The organism is Ruegeria sp. YTSC230, assembly GCF_059609665.1.
In genome coordinates, this window is the sequence record NZ_JBXWMC010000015.1 from 46,907 (window position 1) to 66,856 (window position 19,950).

Consider the following 19,950-nt stretch of genomic DNA (forward strand, 5'->3'; position numbering starts at 1 on the left):
CCGTGAGTTGCGAAGTGCGGGCTTAAACTTATGATTGTTGTACGGCGCCTGTAGTATTTAGCGAGTTTTATTTGACTCGCGCGACTGCGGCAGAGAAACTTGGATTGTGTAATTAGTACCCGCATTTTGCCCTGTTCGCCGCATGCCGGGAGTTTTTTGGCTCGAAATAGCTTGCGAAACGTTTTTCCGCGTCCAGGGTGATTGGGTTTAGCGGAGCGATTTTATGAAGGCATTGAAGCAGCAGCAGATAGTCGGAACCTTTCCCACTTCTGTTACCCAAAAACGGTGCTGGTTTATGGAGCAGATTCACCCCGGTAATAAGGGACTGAATCTAGCCATACGGTGGGAATTGCGAGGACCGGTAACCAGCGACATGGTTCAAACTGCGTTCCAGAAGATCATCGACCGGCATGAGATTTTTCGAACACGTTTCGTAGAACAAAACGGGGAGCCTGTGCAGGAAGTCTTCGCACATGTTGAATTCAAACTCGATCTCGTTGATATCCTTAATGTCCCCAAAGCCGATCGCGCAGAGCGAATTAACTCGATTGCCATTGCACATTCAGAACAGCCATTCGACCTGTCTGAACCCTGTCTCTTTCGCGTTGCGATTGTTCCAATGGAAACTGAACGCGCAGCTCTATTGATTTCGGTACATAACAGCGTGTTCGACGGATACTCCATCGGTGTCCTGGGTCATGAACTGGGCGTACATCTCGAAGCGCTGCAGACTGGTACCGATCCTGATCTGCCAGAATTAACACTGCAGTACGGTGACTTTTCTATGTGGCTTTCTGATTACGAACAGAGCGGTGCCATGGATGAAGAGGAAGAGTACTGGAAGCAAACCCTCGGTGGCATGGAATATTTCGAACTGCCGCTTGATCGACCGCGTGCGGCCTCAGAGCCCGAGCCGAAGTCATTTGCCAGGGAACTTCCGCAGGACTTCGAAACCAACCTTTCTGAAACCGCAAAAGAGCTGGATACCTCAGTCTTTGCCCTGGGCGTTTCCGCTTTCAGCACGGCGCTAGAACGGTTTTCGTGCCGCAATGACGTAAGCTTTGCCATCCAGGTTGCAGGCCGAACAGAAATAGATTTGGAACCACTGATCGGGATTTTCACTAATCCCATCGTCATGCGCCTCGACATTGACGCAAGCAGATCAGTAATCGATCAAGGTCGCGCTGCTCGTGAGGTCGTAAATGGCGCCCTGGCACACCAGACATTGCCCTTCGATAAGCTGGTTCAGGTACTAAACCCACCGCGAGACCCGTTACGTATCCCGTTGGTTTCGATCATGTTTAACCTTCAGCGCGTTTTCTTAAACGAAAGGAAATATGGCGATATAGAACTGGTTTCGGTTCAATCACACTCACCTGGTACGCTTTACGATCTCAATGTAAACATTATAGGTCGAAATTCAGGATGGCGTCTGGCGATAGACTACAATGCCAATCTGTTTGACGAGTCCACTATTCAGGCGTTTTCGGACCTTTTGCTCGAGGTGTTCCAAGCCTTGATGCGACGCGACCCCGCTCCGACCTCAGCGATAGCAGCAAATCGACCCACTAAGGTAAAAAACCCTCCGCTAAACCTGAATGGTTTTACGTCACTTGCAAAGCCAACACCGTCCCCGAACAACGTTAAACCTCGACTGGCCTCCTTGTGGTCCGACATTCTTGCGCTGCCTGTTGATCACGTCAACGGAGATTTCTTTGATCTGGGCGGTTATTCCGTACTGGCTTTGCAAATGTTGTCGCGCGTAGGAGAGACTTTCGAGACCAGACCAAGTCTGCACGCGTTTTTGAATGATCCGACTCTGGACGGGCTGGCCAATCTACTGGGACAGACCGAACCTGTTGCAACAAAGCATCCAACGCCTCGAGACGAAACAACGCCCGATTCAATCTGGTCTCTGGCCGAACTCAAATCCGCGCCAGAAACCGCGCCCATCTTGCTGACGGTTAATCAACCATTCCTTTATCAATCACTGGGCAAAGAGATCGGAGCAATTTGTGCTGTTGGCAATATCGGTATTGCTGATCGGGCGCAGCTCAATGCACTATCTCAAGCCGGATTCGACCCGGCGATTGACGAAGCGGCATCAATTGTTCAAGACCGATATTCAGGGCGCGACATACTTTTGTGCGGGCTTTGCGTCGATGGTCGTGTCGCGTTTCGGCTAGCTAAGCAACTAACTGCTTTAGGCGAGCGGGTGCGTTGTGTTGGTATGATTGACACTTGGGCCCCCGGCGCAATTGGCAAGTTTACACGGTCTCAACGCATACGCGATAAATGGACCATTAGAATGCGCAGGCTTCGGTATTACCTAAGCCTACGGTGGCGTGGAAAGATCAGTACAACAGATCTCCTCGGTCAGAACGATTTTGCACAGCGTATTCTCCAAGCAACAGGGCTCGCACCACCGGCGTCTCCAACCGAAACGCTGGTCGACGACACCGTGGATGCTTTAGTAAGTCAAACGCGGGCCTACAGCTTTGAACCATATGACGGCGAAGTTGTTCTCTTTATCACAAGATCTCAGGCCATGGTTCCTGACGATGGCGTATTGGGATGGTCGGAGCTGCTTTCGGCGGACACAGCTGTCTATCCGGTGAATGGCTGGCATGGTGACTCCCTCATGCGATCGGGCTTTGGCCGAATATCCGAAGTCTTCGATGCGAAGGCACGCCGATTGGAGAGCGACAGTGCAAAATGAAAAGCTTAAAGTCGCACTGGTAACACCACCGGGACTGCTAGGCTTGCAGGATTGGCAAGCGATATTGATCGACCGATTGCGAAATGATCCCCGGTTTGAAGTTGCGGGTCAGATTGTTGGCGGAATTGATCGGCGGGACCGTTCAGGAACACTTTTGATGCGCTTGTTAATGCGGGCCGAACAGGTTCTGGCCGCGCGACGTATTCTGCCTTATGATACTCAGCCGGCCGCAGATTTCCTTAGCACTCTACCGGTCACCCAAGATCAGGCCGACCTTGCGCTTGCGCTTGGCCCCGCTTCGCTGACAAAGTATCAGTTGGCCCAGCTCCGTTTCGGAGAATGGGCAGTTGCATTTGGCGGTATGAGCGACCCATTCAAGGCTGCCATGACAACTGGAGCGGGCCGCGCCCCCCATGTCCAGGTCGAAATCCATTCGAGATCCTACGAAGACCCAACTCAACGGGTTTTTCGGCAAACCAGCTACAACCGCAAACCTGGCAGTGTTTTGACCGGAGCCTTTGTAGCTGAAAAGTCGATCCTCTTTCTGTTCCATGCAATGAATGAATTGGCAGAGCGTCGCATTGTGCCTGAAACCAAGCAGCTTCCCGAGGCTACCAAGGCAAAACCTGACTTTGAATCCTCTCTCGTCTATGCATTCAACCTTGTAAGTGACGTGTCAGAAAAACTGAAATCTGAACGTCTTGCACGAGCCGGACAAATCAGAGAGTCTTGGCAACTTGGTAGCTCATCCGGTCCGGTCTCAGGGTTTCATCCACGAAAGGCAAAAGGCCTGCCGCGATCGTCTTGCATAATGGCCGATCCCTTCCTTTTCGAGCATCAAGGGCAACAGTGGGTATTTTTCGAAGCCATGAATGCCGAAGATATCAATGGTCGCATAGAGGTGGCGCGTCTGGAAGGAGACTGTCTTACCGAACCCGTTACCGCGTTGAAGTGTACTTATCACCTTTCTTTTCCTTTCGTGTTTCGGGCCGGAGACTCAATCTTTATGATGCCCGAAACCCAGGCAGCTAAACGCCTTGAGATATGGCGTTGCACCAAATTTCCAGAAGAATGGGAATTGCATGCCACAGCATTCGAGGGTCAGTACTTAGCAGATTCCAGCATGTATCTTGGGGATGATGGGCGGTGGTGGTTGATTACCAACTTATCTGATCATTTTGCTTTTCAGGATCATTCCAGCGAACTGTATCTGTTTGAGGTCGATGGCCCGGATCTGAAAACGATCAAACCTCATCCAAAAAATCCTGTCGTGTTTGGGTCAGACTGCGCCAGAAACGCAGGGGCGATCATCCGGCAAGGGGATCGGCTATTCCGGCCGTCGCAAAACAACAGCCATGGCGTGTACGGTTTTGGCCTGAACCTCATGGAAATTATCAAGCTTGACGAAACAGAGTACGAAGAGCGGTTTATCCGGCAGTTCACGCCCAAGGATCGACCTGGTGTCAAAGGCATGCATCATCTGAGTGTTGCCGGTGGCCAGATCGTGATGGACTGGAGCAGCGCAGAATGAAGTGGAAACTCGCGATCTCAGTTGTGTTTCTGGCGGGATCAGCCATCGCCGACGAAGATGGGTTCAACCTTGGCGTACAAACGCATCTGGAACAGGGATGGAGCAGAGCCGCCCTCGATCTGGCGCAAGATCTGGGTGCGACGCACCTTCGTGATGAGATTGGGTGGGCCACGGCGGAACAACGACCAGGCGTTTACAATTTTGCGGTCGCGGACAAGTACATGTTGCCGCTGATTGAAAAAGGTATGGTACCGCTTATCGTCATCACCGACAGGAATCCTTTGTACGACAACGGTGATACGCCGCACAGTAAGGAGGGTCGCGAAGGTTTCGCCGCCTGGGTAAGCGCCATTATCAGCCACTATGGAGTCGATAATTTAAAGATCGAAATCGGGAACGAATTCAACTCGAGCGATTTTGTCAGAGGTCCATTTACCCAGAACCCACCGGCATATCTGGCTGCACTGGTTCGAACGGTACGCACGCGCCTGGAGCAGGATCATCCCGATGCCAAGATCATCTGCAGCGGCTTAAACACAATTGCGATCGGGTTCTATCGTGAATTTTTTCGTCAGGGCGGCCTGCAAGCCTGCGATGCGATTTCCGTGCATCCTTATCGCGACAACCCCAATACCGTCCTGCCAGAACTGAATCGTCTGAAGGCCTTGATGCAGGAATACGGTGGAGAACGCCCAATCTACGTAACCGAGTTCGGCAATTGGTTTGAAGATCAGAATGATGCACCTGATTACATGATCTTGATGGTGACACAAATGGCGGCATCCGGGATAAACGACGCGTATTGGTATGCGTTGCTGGATGAGCCTTGGTGGCCCAACATGGGATTGCGTACGCAAAACGCTGAAAAACGAAAACCCGCAGCTGACTCATTTGAGTTTCTACAGCGTGAGCTCCTGACATTCGGCCGTCCAGTCGCACGCGAAACGATTGAACCAGCGCGGATCTACGAATTTGGAAAGAACGGTGAAGCATTCGTCGCGTGGGGCAGCGGCGTGCTCGAAGTGAAAGGAGTGGCAGAGTTTTTTGACGCTCGCGGCCGCCCCATTGATCCTGTGAACACTCTGACAGATTCGCCAATTCTGATCATTGGACAGAATCTGAAAGTCGAGTTGTCAGTACAAACAGTACACGCGGACACGCGATACCAGTTCAATCAGGCACCATGGAGCTACTTTGCCAGACGCCCCAGCATCGGTCTGGTTCCGCTGGAAATCATCGATTGGTATTGGCCGAGCTACCGCGGCGCACCTGATCTTTCGCCTCTTCGCATCACTGACGACGGTGTGACGACCGCGCGGTTTAATGGCAATCCTTATAACGCCATAGAACGATTTACGGCACAAATGGATGGTCGATTTATAGTGAATGGGCAGTGGAAAGCCTCCTCAGAGACCGAACCATCGCGCCTGTCTGTCTTGCACAACGGAACACCTGTTCACGAGGCCGAGGTTACAAATGATGGCTATGTTTTGCCCGAGATTGAATTGGAATTGCAATCTGGTGACACGGTGGATTTCGAAATCGCACCTACTGGCCCAAATGGCGATGGATCCGTAAAACGCCGGATCAAGATATCAGGGCCACCCGTTTCGCATCCGGATGGCTCCGAAAATCGCTTATAGTCCCCGTCGGGCACCGCGACGATAGGATTTCAGCGAAGGTTTGCGCGGTGCGCTGTCCTCCTCTACCCGATTGTCAGCAAATGCGGCAAGGCGCGCAATTGAGGGGTATTCCAATAGGTGCCTCGCCTCAACGTTCAAATCAGCATCGATCATGCGCGCGGCAATACGGAATACTGTTAAGGAGTCTGCGCCCAACGCAAAAAGGGTTTGCGACGTTGAAATTTGATCGATACCCAGAGCGTCTTCCCAGATTTTTGCCATTTTCTTTTCCGTCGGCGTACTGGGCTCAGTGTACAATGCGGTGACTGTCGCAACAACGTCCGGATCAGGCAGAGCTTTGCGATCCAATTTTTCGTTGCCGGTTTTGGGCAGATTACTGAGGAATACCCAAGCAGTCGGCACCATGTAGTGCGGCAGCCGGTCGGCCAAAGCCGTAGTCAGGCTTTCCGGTTTGGGGTCATGTCCTGGCTCGGCAACGACATATCCGACCAGTTGCTTGTCTCCACGCGGCGAAGGACGCAAAGTCGCGGCGGCCGCCTGAACGCCGCGCACCGCGCGCATTGCCGTTTCAATCTCTCCAAGCTCGATGCGGAAACCGCGCAATTTGATCTGCCCATCATTGCGACCCAACACTTGGATTGTGCCGTCGACCAAACGGCGGGCAACATCGCCGGTCTTATACAAAAGACGTGGGTGCCCGTTCAGGGACACTTCACGAAATGCTGCTTGTGTTAGATCGTTGCGTCGGAAGTACCCCTTCGCCAACCCTGTACCACCAATGTTCAGTTCGCCCTCAGCCCCGATTGGCAACGGCTGGTCGTCAGGACCAAGCACATGCAATTCGGTATTGGCTATGGGATGACCAATCGTAATCAATTCGCCCGAATGAACCTTTGAAACAGCAGACCAGATCGTGGTCTCGGTCGGGCCATACATGTTCCACAGATCCGCGCCGCTTTCCATCAACCTCTCTGCGAGATCGGCTGGCAAGGGTTCACCGCCCGCCAACATGGTCAAACCTTTGTCAGGCCGTAACCCAGCTTCAAGAAGCATGCTCCACAGCGTAGGCGTGGCCTGAATATGCGTGACATCGCCACGCTTCAAGCGTTCGACCAATCGGAACCCGTCCAGAACGTCTTCTTGTGCCGCGATAACCACTCGACCACCCTGCAGCAACGGCAGGAACAGTTCCAGAACCGAGATATCGAACATCGTTGTAGTCACTGACAACATTACCGATTGCGGGTCGAAACCGGGTTCGTACGCCATAGACGTCAGGAAGTTGATCACCGAGCGATGGCCGATCTCAACCCCTTTTGGCGTGCCAGTAGAACCCGAGGTGAACATCACATACGCCGTTGGATCAACTCTATCTGCGATGATCAAAGGAATGCCACCCGCTCTTACTTGACTCATCTGAAGCTCAGGCAGATCAAGACCTTCAGCGCAGTCGGGTAGATTGGCCTGATCGTGCAGGACGGCAGAAACATCTGCCGTCTCAAGTATCATGCGCAGCCGCGATGCGGGTTGAGCGGGATCAATCGGCACGTAGGCGTTGCCGCTTTTCAGAACGCCGAGCAAAGCTGCCAGGCATTGTGATGACCGAGACATGGCCACGGCAATCCGGCCGCCGGACCCGCGGACAAGGGCCTGGATGTCAGCGGCGACCGCATCACTTAGCCGGTCAAGTTCCGTGTAGCTGAGCTGTCCCAGATTATCCTCAACTGCGATCGCGTTTGGATAAGTTTTGGCAGTTTCCGAAATTAGCCTGTCGAGCGTTGTCGCCTGTGGCAAAGCCTCGCTCGTTCGATTCACAGTCTCCAGCATCCACTCGAGCTCGTCGGCGGGCTGAACGTTAACCTTAGACAGAGGGCGCGCGGAATCCTCTGCCAGTTCGGAAAGAACTGTCTCAAAGTACTTCAACCAACGTATCACCGTGTCTTCGTTATAGACGTCAGTGTTGTAGTCGACATCCACTCGCAGACCGTCGCGACGTTCGATCACGTTAAAGAACAGGTCGAAATTCACAGCTGTTTTAGGGTTGGGTGCCGACGTCATGCTAAGCGGGCCCATATCTACGGCCTCGCCCAGTCGTTCCAGATTGAACTGCACTTCTGTGAGCGGCAACCGGTTCAACGTGCGCTCGATATTCAGATCGCGAACGAGTGTTCCGTAGGTATAATCCTGGTGGTCAAATGCATTCATAACCTGATCACGAACCTGCGTCAGAAAGTCAGCAACCGAAGCATTCCGGTCTTGAACGGCGCGGATCGGCAGAAAATTGACGCAGTGACCAACCATTTCGTTGTTGTCCAGCAAGGCCTGCCCGCCGGTTGGCACCCCAATGACCAGATCATGAGACCCGGTCAGCCGTCCTAATACAATCTGCAACGCGGCAAACAGCGTTGCAAACAGCGTGCAACCTTGCGCGGCACCGGCCTTACGTGCCGCTGACGCGACATCTCCCGATATGCGCGCCGTGCAAGTCGCACCGGAGAATGTTTTGATTGCAGGTCTAGAATGATCTGTTGGTATATCCGGCAATTCAGTAGGTTCTGAATATTGTTCTTCCCAATAGGCGCGCGTCGCCGGTCGCACATTTTTACCGGACTGAGTGGCGGCATAGGCAGCGAAAGACGGGGCCGGCGGAAGGTTCGCCGGCGTACCCGAAACCTCTGCTTTGTAAAATGCCACCAGGTCCGAAGCCAGTACGTTGTATGACCAGCCGTCGCATACGATATGGTGTGCATTGATGATCAGAACATGTTCTTCCGCCGACATCCGTGCAACGAAAGACCGTATGGGAGGCCCCGAAATCAAGTCGATTTCAATCGAAGAGTCTTCGCGCACGAGGCTGGCCAACGCAGCCTCTGAATCTTCTTTGTCACTCAGATTATGAAGCGTAAGCTGCAGTTCGAATGGATCGACAATGTTGAACGTCTCACCGTTTTTGGCAAAGACCTGACGCAACCCATCATGCCGTTCAATTACACGGTTAAGCGCCCGTTGTAAGGCGTCTTGGTTCAATGAACCCGTTAGACGGAACGAGGCGCTTTCATTGAAACTGCACGACGCTTTCTCTCCCAGTTGACTGGTCATCCAAACTTCGCGCTGTGCTTCGGTCAGGGGGATACCTTCGGTTGGCGGTTTGGCTACCGGCGTTTTAGCGACGGGTTTGGCTTTCCCGTCGCCGACAAGGATACCAACGCTTCTGAGCGCATCGACGGATTGTTCAAACGCATTCACAACCGCATCGAAGTCCTGTTCAGTATGGGCAGTCGTAAAGAAGCAGGCATACCCGACCTGAACATGGATACCGGCCATCTTCATGAGCGGGTAAAACAGGGCGGCATTGGGATCGAAGTCCATTAGTTTTGGAACAAACCAGCTTGAATAGCTTTCGACCAATTGCGGTAACCCGCGCGCTACAAGAATGGCATTCATCCTGCCGACTGCATCAGCCGTCCAGGCGGCCGTGCGCTGCCAAAGATCGGACCCATTGGTGCCCATATGTTCTAGCGTTGCGTCCACCGCGGCAACAATCAACGGATGACGAACGAACGTTCCTGCAAAGAAGGTTGGAGAAACTTCCGGGACCGAGTCATCACCGAACTGCCACATGCCTCCGTCGAGTGCATCCATAAACCGGGCTGAACCCGCCAGCATGCCAATTGGCATACCGCCTCCGATTACCTTGCCGTAGGTTGCCATGTCGGCCTGGATATCCCACTCGCCCTGCATTCCCCGGGCACCAACCCGGAAACCGGTCACAATTTCATCCATGACCAAGGCCGCACCGCTTTCGTGTGTGATATGGCGCAGTTCACGCACAAATTCCTTAGGGCGCAGGTTTGGGTTCCGGCTCTGTACTGGTTCGACAACAACAGCAGCGACTGAGCCAATATTTTCGCGAATCCAATCGATGCTTTCTGGCGCGCCATACGGCAACACAACCATGTTGGACAGGCTCAAGCGCGGAATTCCCGGTGCAATCGGCAGAGCCGCAGGGTCGCCACCACGTGACTTGCCTTTAACCAATACTTCGTCGAACTGGCCATGGTAGTCACTGCCAAAAACTACGATCTGGTCGCGACCTGTTACCGTTCGTGCAATGCGCATTGCTGCCATCACAGCCTCGGACCCTGTGTTACAGAACGTAGCGCGCTCATGACCTACGAATTTAGCAAAGCGTTCCAGAACTGGGCCGGCGAGGTCACATTGCGGTCCAATTGCAAAGCCGCGTTCCATCTGTCGTGATACAGCATCAATGACAAAATCCGGCGAATGGCCAAAAGCTATAGGCCCGAAACCACTGACCAGATCTATGAATTCATTACCATCGATATCCCACAGGCGCGCACCTTTAGAACGATCGGAAACAACCGGGAACACCAACTCCTTCCATTCAGCGCGAAACCCAGCTGCCGTGCGCGGGTCGGCCATCACAGATCGGTAGGTCTGTACATACTCTTTGGATTTGGCGTGCCGCTGGCTGTAACTTGTTGCCAAGTCCCGCGCAAAGGCCAGTTGCTCGGACGTGAGGTCGCCGCCGGCTGCATTGGTTGCACGTCCAATCGAAAAGGCGCCTTTGCTCGCCGCATTTTTGGGCAGCGCAGGAACTGCTAGTTTAATCTCTGTCTCAACTTTTGGTGTACTGGTCACAGCAGTAGGTGCCGCTGTCTGAGCTCCAGACAAAGCTTGAAGCTGTTGTGCAAAAAGTGACTGCATGGCAGCGACCTGCGCCTGCATGACAGCAGCGACTGACCCATCACCAATCGGCGCGGCGGGCACAACTGATGGTGGCAATACCGCAGGAGCCACGGGTTCCGTAGCGCTTTGCGTGACCGTTTGTGTGGCCTCCGGTTCAACCGAGGGAACAGCCGTTTCGGGGGGTAGGCTTTCATCCAGGTAATCAACGAGCGCCTCAGCGGACGGATAGTCGGACATCAATTGCCGGAATGTCAGATCGATCCCGTAATCAGCATTCAATTTTTGGGTGACCTGTCCGAGGAACAAGGAGTCAAACCCAAGTTCCAAAAACGTTGCCGGTGCATCTTCTGGCCCCAGATCTTCACCAGAAACTTCGCTCAAAATGGCTAGAATCTCACTGATCAGGCGCGGCTTGCGCTCAATCTGTTCTTGTGAATTGGATGTCGGCATAGAAGAGAACTCACTTAAACTTGAAACAGGATTTACGGTTGCCGTGGTCGGTGCGGATGACGAGGAAGTTGCTGCTCCGATGGAAGGCGTTGGCGCATCGACCCAATGCAGTTTGCGTTGGAATGGATAAGTTGGCAGAGGTACGCGCCGGTTTCCGCGCGGACCCAGCTTGTTCCAGTCTACATCGACGCCGCATCCCCACAGGCAACCCATTGCAGCGGCCATCGCGACTTCATCCGTTTCTGGACGGGTGTGATCCGGCAAAGACTGTATGACCGCAACCGAGGCATCCCGCGGCAATGTTTGGATGCTGAACGCAGATAACGTGTTCCCAGCGCCAACCTCGAGCAACGCGACTGGATCTTCGGTCACGAGTGTCGAAACCGCGTCCGCAAAATTCACCGCTGCTCGCGCCTGGGTCGCCCAGTATGACGGGTCTGTGCATTCATTCTCGGAAATCCAATCGCCCGTTACACAGCTGACATATGGAATTTTCGTTGGTTGCAGCGTTTTTTGAGTGGCCGCTTCCAACAGGCCTTCACACACCGGATCCATCATGCGTGAATGAAACGCATGAGAAGTGTGAAGACGTGTACACGGGATACCGGCCTCTTTCAGTCGATCTTCAATCGACGCAATTGCATCAAAGTCTCCGGCCAATACGTTTAAACGAGGCGCATTGCGCGCGGCGACATCGACGGTATCATCCAGATAATCCTCCAGAGCCTCAAGCGGCGCTCTAACGGACAACATCGCACCGCCTGGCTGATCCTGCATCAGTTGGCCTCGTTTCGCGATGATCGACAACCCGGTTTCAAAATCCATGACGCCACCCAACGTGGCGGCGGTGAACTCGCCAACCGAATGGCCAATCATTGACGCTGGGCTTATGCCACGAGCCATCCACAGCTTTGCACAGGCGTATTGAGTCAGGAACAAAGCAGGCTGAGTCAGGCGGGTTTCGCGCAACGCACGCGCGAGGTCCTGGTCACTGGCGTCTGCGAAACACAGCATTGTCTTTACGTCTAAGCCAAGAACCGGGCGTAATATTTCCGCACCTTTATCAATCCACTGCGCAAATTCAGGTTCGGTTTGGTACAGACCGCTGCCCATGCCCGGGTACTGAGATCCCTGACCCGGGAACATGAATGTTACAGTTGGGTTGCCCTGCATCGCGGGCTTACGGATAGCGGGTGCAGCGCGTAAGGTTTTGGCGACCTCTTCAGGATCCGAGCCCGCGACAGCCTGACGATACTCAAAAGCGGCTCGTCCCTCTTGCAAGGTATAGGCCGCATCCGCCAGTCTCGGCGCGTCGGGTTTCTCCAAAGCATCCGCTAAGTCACCCTTCATCTCGGCCAAGGCTTCCGGCGTCTTCGCCGAAATGACAACCGTTTGAACGGAAGCAGTCTCAGCGTCCTGCACTATTTGCGGTGCCTCTTCCAGCACCAAGTGGACATTGGTCCCTCCCACCCCGAAAGAACTGACACCGGCGCGCAATGGTCCATCCGACACCCAGTCCGAGAGGGAACTCGGAACCCGGAACGGAGTACCTTCCAGTTCTATTCTAGGGTTCAGACCGGAGAAGTTTGCCACAGGGGGAATCTTGCGATGGTTCAGCATCAGCGCTGTTTTGATTACGCTGGTTACGCCGGCAGCCGCATCCAGATGACCGATATTGCCTTTGACGGACCCGAGCGCACAGCCCCCTTCGACAGCTGCTTCGCCGAACGCCTGACGCAGCCCACTAATTTCAATTGGGTCCCCGAGAGGTGTCGCGGTTCCGTGGCATTCGACGTAAGTCACACTTTTAGGTTCGATTACAGCATCTTTGTGCGCTCGGCGAATTGCATCCGCCTGACCGCGTACCGTTGGTGCCGTGTAAGATATTTTTTCGGCACCATCGTTATTGATACCGCAGCCCAAAATAACGGCATGGATGTGATCACCGTCTGCAACGGCATCTTTAAGTCTGCGCAATACAACAACCCCGGCACCGTGCCCGAAAACCGTTCCGCTGGCTTCAGCGTCAAATGGTCGGCACGTGCCGTCATCTGACGACAACCCACCTTCTTGCGCGATGTATCCACGCTTTTGCGGAAAGGTGATCGAAACGCCTCCTGCCAAAGCCATGTCGCATTGGCACGCACGCAATGCCAACAATGCCTGCGAAATCGCGGTCAGCGACGTCGAACACGCCGTCTGCACCGTCATCGCAGGACCGTGCAGGTCCAGCTTGTACGACACCCGAGTTGCTAGGCAGTCCCCAATATTGCCGGTCAGTTCAGAAATCTTACCGGTCTGATAATTCGACATATACGCCTCGGCTGCCTGACGGTCGGCCAATATGTTTTGAATCAGATATGTGGTCGACGACGACCCAGCGTATACGCCCACCGGCATGCGTGTCCGCCACGGGTCGTGACCGCTGTTTTCCAAGGCATGATAGCAAATCTCAAGGAACACTCGGGCTTGCGGGTCCATAGTTGCCGCCTCACGGGCGTGCATCGTAAAAAACTTGGCATCGAACATCCCTGCATCCGGAAGGATGGGGCGGGCCGCTACAAAACTGTCCGATGCACGTTGTTCAGGCGTGAAGCTATCTTCAAGTTCGCCCGACGAGAATGGCTTGATCAGATTATCGCCGTTCTGAATGTGCTCCCAGAACTCATCAAGAGACTGTGAACCGGGCAGTTTAGCTGCCATGCCCACAATTGCGATTGCATTCTCAGGCAAGTTCAGGTCAGCCCGTTCCTCAACTCCTTGTTCTGGCTCCTGAGACGACAGCGACTCGTTTCCACTCACTTCGATCGCGGCTATCGCCTCGGACAAAGGGCCCAGACGCGGGATTTCGAACATGAGTGTAATGTCGAACCGTACGTTTAAACGTTTCATCACTTCTGCATGGACACCAATTAATTGCAGAGATGTTCCCCCAGCTTCGAAGAATGTTGCGCCTGCATCCAACTCTCCGCAACCCAATGTCTCATCATAAATCTTCGCAATAGTTCGTGCGATCTCGGCAGCGTCTAGCGGTTTACGGATTGATTGGAATATTGGAGTTCGGGTTGACTGGAAAATTGGCCCAGTGTTGCCGTTGCTTTCCAAGTCCTTCGATTCGACGCTGTCGACCAACGCTTTTCGGTCAATCTTGTTGCTTGGGGTTAATGGAAAGTCTGCCACAACCCGGTTCGTCCGAGGCAGGGCGCCCTCCGGCAAGGCCCTACCGAGTTCGGCCATAACCTCGCGGACGAAGGCGCGTTTATCAGCAGGCATATCGCCTGACGGTTTCAAAAAGGCTGTTATGCGTTTTTCACCAGTATCTGCCTTGGTCAAAGTAACCGCAGCATCCAAAATCATCGGCAATTCACGTAGGTGATGTTCAATTCCGTCCAGTTCAATGCGACGACCACCAATTTTCACCTGTCGATCGACACGCCCTAGAAATTCATAGACACCATCGTCGCGCTGCCGGACCAGATCTCCTGTCAAGTACACTTGTCCGGTGTGAGTCGGGCGCGGATCTGAAATAAAAGACTCGGCCGTCCGTTCGGGTTTGTTGAGATAGCCAAGTGCCACACTCGGTCCCGCGGCAACTAGCTGCCCGACCTCTCCAGCCCGCAGTTCGTTATGGTTTTCGTTCACGACGAAACAGTCGCAGTGACCAGTCGGCACGCCTATCGGAATTGTCCCACCAACAAGGTCCGCTTCGGTGACGACGTGCATCGTGGTTAGGGCGGAGTTTTCTGTGGGACCGTAACCGTTTATGACTTCGATTCCGGGATGCGCATCTTTGAGACTACGAACATGTGAAGGGGACAGCACATCACCCGCCGCACCAAAACGGCGCAAACTGCTTAGCGCATCAAGGTGATGTTCGATCAGCAGATGTGACATTCCGGTGTAAAAGAACGCGACACTTACACCATGACGGGAAATAGTTGCGGCAAGCTTGTCCAATGCCGGCCTGGGCTCGGCCACAACTGCGACCGACCCTCCGTTCAAAAGCGCAGGCCATGTTTCCCAAGTGAAACCGTCACATGCAATGGTCGAACTCGCCAACGTTATGTCGTTGGGAAGGACTTGTCCGATTGGTTGATCAAAGCCGAGCCGAACGATGGACCGATGAGGTAACACAACACCTTTTGGCTGTCCGGTCGATCCAGACGTATACATTATGTAACACGCATCCAGACCAGTTCTGTTCGGAAAGTCGCGCTTCTCATCGGGATCAGAATTCAATAGGTCGAGCGCATTCAGACTTGCAACCCAGTTCGAATTCAGTTCATCGGCAATGGGCTTGTGGTGCTCCTCCCACAGGATCGCGGATGGTTTGGAATCCGCAATAACGTACCCTGCTTGCTTTATGTCATAGGCTGGGTCCAATGGCACAAAGGTCCCGCCCGCACGCATGATACCGCACATGGTTAGGATTGCTTCGGGCGTGCGATCCATGATCATCGCCACGTTGTCACCCGGAGAAACACCCTTTGACATCAAATGCAGGGCAATTCTATCGGCGGCATCTGCAATTTCCGCGTACGTGTACCCCCGATCGTCACCGATCAGCGCGACCTTGTTTGGTACGATAGCGCACACGCGAAGCATGCTTTGATAGAGGTCCAGCGCAGGATCAAAATTCAAAGAACGCAAAGACCTGACGGCAGAACCATTTAACATATCAACCCCTAAAACCGACCAAAGGGGGTTATCGTAGCAAACAGTGCAAAATAGGTTGCGTCTTTGACAATTGCCCTACGAAATTTGCGCTACGGCCCCTCAGGTCAAATACATCGGCAAAACAAACGAATTCGATGTAGACAAGCGTATTGTATGCCTTTCTGGCTGTCGACTGCAGGCTGCCCATGGCAGCATCAAAGAGTCGCTGTTGGTCGAATGAACTGGCAATCTGACCTGCATGACTTTGAAAAATAGATAAAAATTTGCAGGAGGATGCAACAAAGTCCGTTTGAGCACGTCTTTGGACGACTCGCGTTTAAGTTCCCAAAACCCACCAATCTTCTTTCCATCCGACTATTTATTCCCACACTGACACAATCAGATCAGTCTGAACCCTCAATGCGGGAATTTGCGCTTTTTTGCCCAGAGTCGATTCTGAGCCGTAAAGCGAAAAAGAGAAACTTGGCGAAGGGTTCTACGCTTAACTTTTTCGGACATTTTGAGACGATGCTGTATTGTTAGGGTCGCCTTACGGCACGAAAGCCCTACCCTCTGCCTCATGACCGAGCCCCTTTCCTGCACACAATACTCGTCTTTGATTGTTGTGCTTGGTGATCAGCTCTCAATGAATATCTCTGCGCTGCGCGCGGGTGATCGGGACCGTGACACAATCTTGATGGCCGAAGTCATGGAGGAAGCTCGTTATGTGCGACATCACAAAAAGAAGATTGCTTTCGTTCTTTCCGCCATGCGCCATTTCGCGGCGGAACTTAAGTCGGACGGGTGGACCGTGCGCTACGTTCAATTGGATGAGCCGGACAACACGCAAAGTCTGATCAGCGAAATCGCGCGAGCGAAGCACGATCTAAGAATTAAGCGCACGATCGTGACCGAGCCCGGAGAATACCGTCTGGTCCAAGAGTTCGCGCAGTGCGAAGGGTTGGAAACGGTAGCCGATGATCGGTTCCTTGCCAGCCATCATGACTTTCAAACCTGGGCCGCAGGTCGCAAACAGCTTCGGATGGAATACTTCTATCGTGAGATGCGCCGCAAAACCGGTCTGTTGATGTCGGACGGTGAACCTGAAGGTGGCCGCTGGAACTTTGACGCCGACAATCGCAAGCCCGCCAAAACTGACTCTTTCTTACCTCGCCCGTTGGAAGTGGAGCCGGATGAGATCACGCGGGACGTTTTGGCGTTGATAGAAGCACGCTTCCCTGACCATTTCGGAAAGCTGGAACCGTTCTGGTTTGCCGTCACGAAAAAGGGCGCCTTGGCGGCATTGGATCATTTTGTCGAACATGCCCTGCCAAAATTTGGAGACTACCAGGATGCGATATTAAAAGGCGCGCCGTTTCTGTACCACTCGGTCCTAGCACAATACCTAAACGTAGGTCTTCTTTCCCCGCTCGAGATTTGTCAGCGCGTTGAACGGGCTTACTACGACGGCCACGCACCTTTGAACGCCGTTGAGGGGTACATTCGCCAGATAATAGGTTGGCGCGAATTTGTACCAGGAATCTATTGGTTGCGAATGCCTGGCTACACACGGTCAAACTACCTGTCCGCACACCGCTCTTTGCCTTCGTTTTTTTGGACAGCGGATACTGACATGGCGTGCATGGCAGCCGCAATCGTACAGACTCGGGACGAAGCATATGCGCACCACATTCAGAGGTTAATGGTGACCGGAAATTTTGCCCTGTTGGCTGGAATTGATCCGTTTGATGTGCACGAATGGTATCTGGCTGTTTACTCCGACGCCTATGAATGGGTCGAGGCTCCAAACGTGATCGGCATGAGCCAGTTCGCCGACGGGGGTCTGTTGGGGTCAAAACCATACGCCGCAAGCGGGAATTACATCAATAAGATGTCCGATCACTGCGTCTCGTGCAGGTACGATGTTAAACAGAAAACCGGCGATGGCGCATGCCCGTTCAACCCACTTTATTGGGATTTTCTGGCGCGAAATGCCAACCTACTGCGCGGCAATCCCAGACTGGGCCATGCGTACAGAACTTGGGATCGAATGACCCAAGAAAAACAACAAGAGTATCTAAACAGTGCCAAAAGGATATTGGAGCGACTGTGAACCGAACGAAAGGAAGACCCATGCCAACTGCCAAATTCTGACTGACGTGTTAAGCGCCTCGCTGCGATGACGTCTGATCCGATAATGTACACTAAGGTTAAACGCATCCAAGTAGCGACGTACTCCGAATTACAGTCGGCCCCTGCACTTCGACCACTCGGCGTGGCATAGTCCATTCGAGACCAATACTTAGAAGGCGCATACATGTCCGAATTTACTGTAAACCTGATCGGAGCGAGCCGGGTTGGGCAGACATTGCTGACCCTGTTTAATGTGTTGGATTATTGCCGGGTACAGGATGTTTATAGCGCCAGTCAAAGCTCGGCAGAAAAAGCCGTTCAGCGGGCGGGCGCGGGTCGTGTCGCAACTGATTTATCAGAAATGCGAGCTGCCAATCTTTGGATTATCACAGTCCCCGCACACAAATTTCTGTCGTTGCATCTGACCTCATTACAGCGCGTTTGGCAAAGGACCGCTCAGCCGAACGATCCATAGCCTTTCACTGCAGCGGATTTCTCTGCGCTGATAAGATGGCCTTATTGCGAAAGCTGAACTGGCGTTTGGCCAGTGTGCATCCGGTCCTATCATTCGTTGACCCCGATACGGCAAAAAAACTGTTCCGAGGCACTCTTAGCGGTTTGGAAGGGGACGCCGATGCTTTGTCGATCCTGCAACCTCTGCTGGAACGGCTCGGGGCGGAATGTTTTTTAATCCGCCGAAGGAAAGAGCCAATATCACGCGGGAGCGGTGATCTCGAACAACTTTGCCGTAGTACTGCAAGCCATTGCGCGTGAAGCCTGGGCTGAAGCGGGTATTGCGGACCATATCGTGCCACAGTTGAACTCTAAATTACTGGAAGGCACAGCGGAAAATGTCGTTGCTCATGGACCGCGACACGCATTGACGGGCCCAGCGGCGCGTGGGGATGAACGGGTAGTGGCCTCTCAAGGCCGCGATGTGGCAGATTGGCATCCACAGGCCGGAGTCGTCTACCGAGCCTTAAGTGACATGGCCGGGCTATTGAAAGTAACTGGTGTAACTAACGCCTCGGTTAAGTCTTCAAAGAAATATGTGCTATTTCCCCCGGGCTTCGGCCCGCGTGATCCAATCGGCACCGGCATAGGTGATCGTCAAAACGTGGACTTTCCGCAAGTCTTCGTCGATCGTAAAAACAATAACCGCACGCTTCGCCGCTGGAATAGCGCGTAAACTTGGTAAAACATGATCCCTTCGCGACCCCTTGTGCGGCAGCGTCTTTAAACCCTGGGCCACACGCGCAATCTCATCCAGTTTGCGCCTTGCCACCCGGGGTCCAGCGTAGTCTGTTATCATCTCTACAATCCGGTTTAGGTCTTCCGAGACTGCAGGATGGTAACGCAGGCGATAGGTCACTCAGCGGAATCCAGTCTACGTAGCGCTGTCGCGAAAGCAGTCTCGTGATTAACAAATTCCTGGCGCGGAGTTGCGGCACGACGGCGGATTTCTTCGGCCATCGCCTCAAGCGCAGTTTCACGAGCCTGCTCATCCTCGATCATCCGTTCGACAGCAGCTGCCACGGCAGCAGAGGCCGACGCATACACCCCCTCACCCACTTTTTCCTTGAGAAATTGGTGGTGCCTATCTGTAAAGCTGAGTGTGGTTTTGACGGTCATCGCAGCGTCCTTTCATGGTAATACTTAGTCATACCGGCTTGCGAGTCAAGCCAGCGAAGATGCGATTCAACATACCCTTTTTCAGGTCAGATATCCGGTCACGTCTTGCGATTTTGCCTAGGAAAATGTGTGCCTGGGCCGCCGTGGCGTGTTATTTCGATCAACTAGTAAAGCTCATTTCACTCTCCAGAAATGCTTCAGGGCTATCCACTTCCTCAAGTTTGCGACCATTGATCCACCAGAACCGGTTGCCAACGTTTCTCAGAAAACTCCGGTCGTGGCTGACCAGCAAACAGGACGCGCCGTGGGTGACCAATTCGGCCTCCAGTGCCTCTTGACCTTCGATATCCAGATGGTTCGTCGGCTCGTCCAGCAGATAAAAGTTCGGGTTCCTAAGCCGCAGGACCAACATCGCCAACCGCGCCTTTTGTCCGCCGGACAGCGCCTCGATCCGGGTGTTCTGCATTTGGAAATTG

General features: G+C 53.4%; 10 protein-coding genes and 1 pseudogene. 6 read left to right on the plus strand and 5 right to left on the minus strand.

Features of this window, described 5'->3' with window-relative positions:
* Nucleotides 1-223 precede the first annotated feature (223 nt).
* Complete coding sequence (locus AC2FD9_RS22100) at nucleotides 224-2,719, plus strand: condensation domain-containing protein (protein ID WP_496838839.1); 2,496 nt, start codon at nucleotides 224-226, stop codon at nucleotides 2,717-2,719.
* Nucleotides 2,720-2,966: 247 nt separating this feature from the next.
* On the opposite strand, the gene AC2FD9_RS22105 is transcribed toward AC2FD9_RS22100, so the two are convergent.
* A complete protein-coding gene (locus tag AC2FD9_RS22105; protein WP_496707636.1) occupies nucleotides 2,967-3,152 on the minus strand; it encodes a hypothetical protein in 186 nt (61 codons plus the stop codon).
* Nucleotides 3,153-3,224: 72 nt separating this feature from the next.
* Here AC2FD9_RS22105 and AC2FD9_RS22110 point away from each other — a divergent pair, with 72 nt between their 5' ends.
* Both AC2FD9_RS22110 and AC2FD9_RS22115 read left to right on the plus strand, forming a co-directional pair.
* Nucleotides 3,225-4,250: a glucosamine inositolphosphorylceramide transferase family protein gene (locus AC2FD9_RS22110; RefSeq protein WP_282169652.1), complete on the plus strand. Its 1,026-nt coding sequence runs from the start codon at nucleotides 3,225-3,227 to the stop codon at nucleotides 4,248-4,250.
* Nucleotides 4,247-5,893, plus strand: a complete 1,647-nt coding sequence (locus AC2FD9_RS22115) for a glycoside hydrolase 5 family protein (RefSeq protein WP_496838840.1) — start codon at nucleotides 4,247-4,249, stop codon at nucleotides 5,891-5,893. The genes AC2FD9_RS22110 and AC2FD9_RS22115 overlap by 4 nt, the downstream gene beginning before the upstream one ends.
* Here AC2FD9_RS22115 and AC2FD9_RS22120 read toward each other — a convergent pair.
* Nucleotides 5,888-15,658 (minus strand): amino acid adenylation domain-containing protein, encoded by a 9,771-nt coding sequence (locus AC2FD9_RS22120; RefSeq protein WP_496838841.1) that lies wholly within the window; start codon nucleotides 15,656-15,658, stop codon nucleotides 5,888-5,890. The genes AC2FD9_RS22115 and AC2FD9_RS22120 overlap by 6 nt on opposite strands.
* A gap of 631 nt (nucleotides 15,659-16,289) precedes the next feature.
* Here AC2FD9_RS22120 and AC2FD9_RS22125 point away from each other — a divergent pair.
* The 3 genes and pseudogenes from AC2FD9_RS22125 to AC2FD9_RS22135 all read left to right on the plus strand — a co-directional run.
* Nucleotides 16,290-17,822, plus strand: a complete 1,533-nt coding sequence (locus tag AC2FD9_RS22125) for a cryptochrome/photolyase family protein (protein WP_496838842.1) — start codon at nucleotides 16,290-16,292, stop codon at nucleotides 17,820-17,822.
* Nucleotides 17,823-18,026: 204 nt separating this feature from the next.
* The gene (locus tag AC2FD9_RS22130) at nucleotides 18,027-18,317 is read left to right on the plus strand and encodes a hypothetical protein (protein ID WP_496838843.1); all 291 of its coding nucleotides are present in this window, start codon (nucleotides 18,027-18,029) and stop codon (nucleotides 18,315-18,317) included.
* A 234-nt stretch (nucleotides 18,318-18,551) separates the two neighbouring features.
* Nucleotides 18,552-18,818 (plus strand): annotated as a pseudogene (locus AC2FD9_RS22135) (DUF2520 domain-containing protein); the annotation flags it as partial.
* A gap of 78 nt (nucleotides 18,819-18,896) precedes the next feature.
* Here the strand turns inward: AC2FD9_RS22135 and AC2FD9_RS22140 are convergent.
* The 3 genes from AC2FD9_RS22140 to AC2FD9_RS22150 form a co-directional block, all read right to left on the minus strand.
* Nucleotides 18,897-19,154, minus strand: a complete 258-nt coding sequence (locus AC2FD9_RS22140; RefSeq protein WP_496838846.1) for a hypothetical protein — start codon at nucleotides 19,152-19,154, stop codon at nucleotides 18,897-18,899.
* 56 nt (nucleotides 19,155-19,210) lie between these two features.
* Nucleotides 19,211-19,474, minus strand: a complete 264-nt coding sequence (locus tag AC2FD9_RS22145) for a type II toxin-antitoxin system ParD family antitoxin (protein ID WP_113791875.1) — start codon at nucleotides 19,472-19,474, stop codon at nucleotides 19,211-19,213.
* A 160-nt stretch (nucleotides 19,475-19,634) separates the two neighbouring features.
* Nucleotides 19,635-19,950: ATP-binding cassette domain-containing protein (locus AC2FD9_RS22150; RefSeq protein ID WP_496838844.1), on the minus strand; the 316-nt coding region annotated here is incomplete at its 5' end.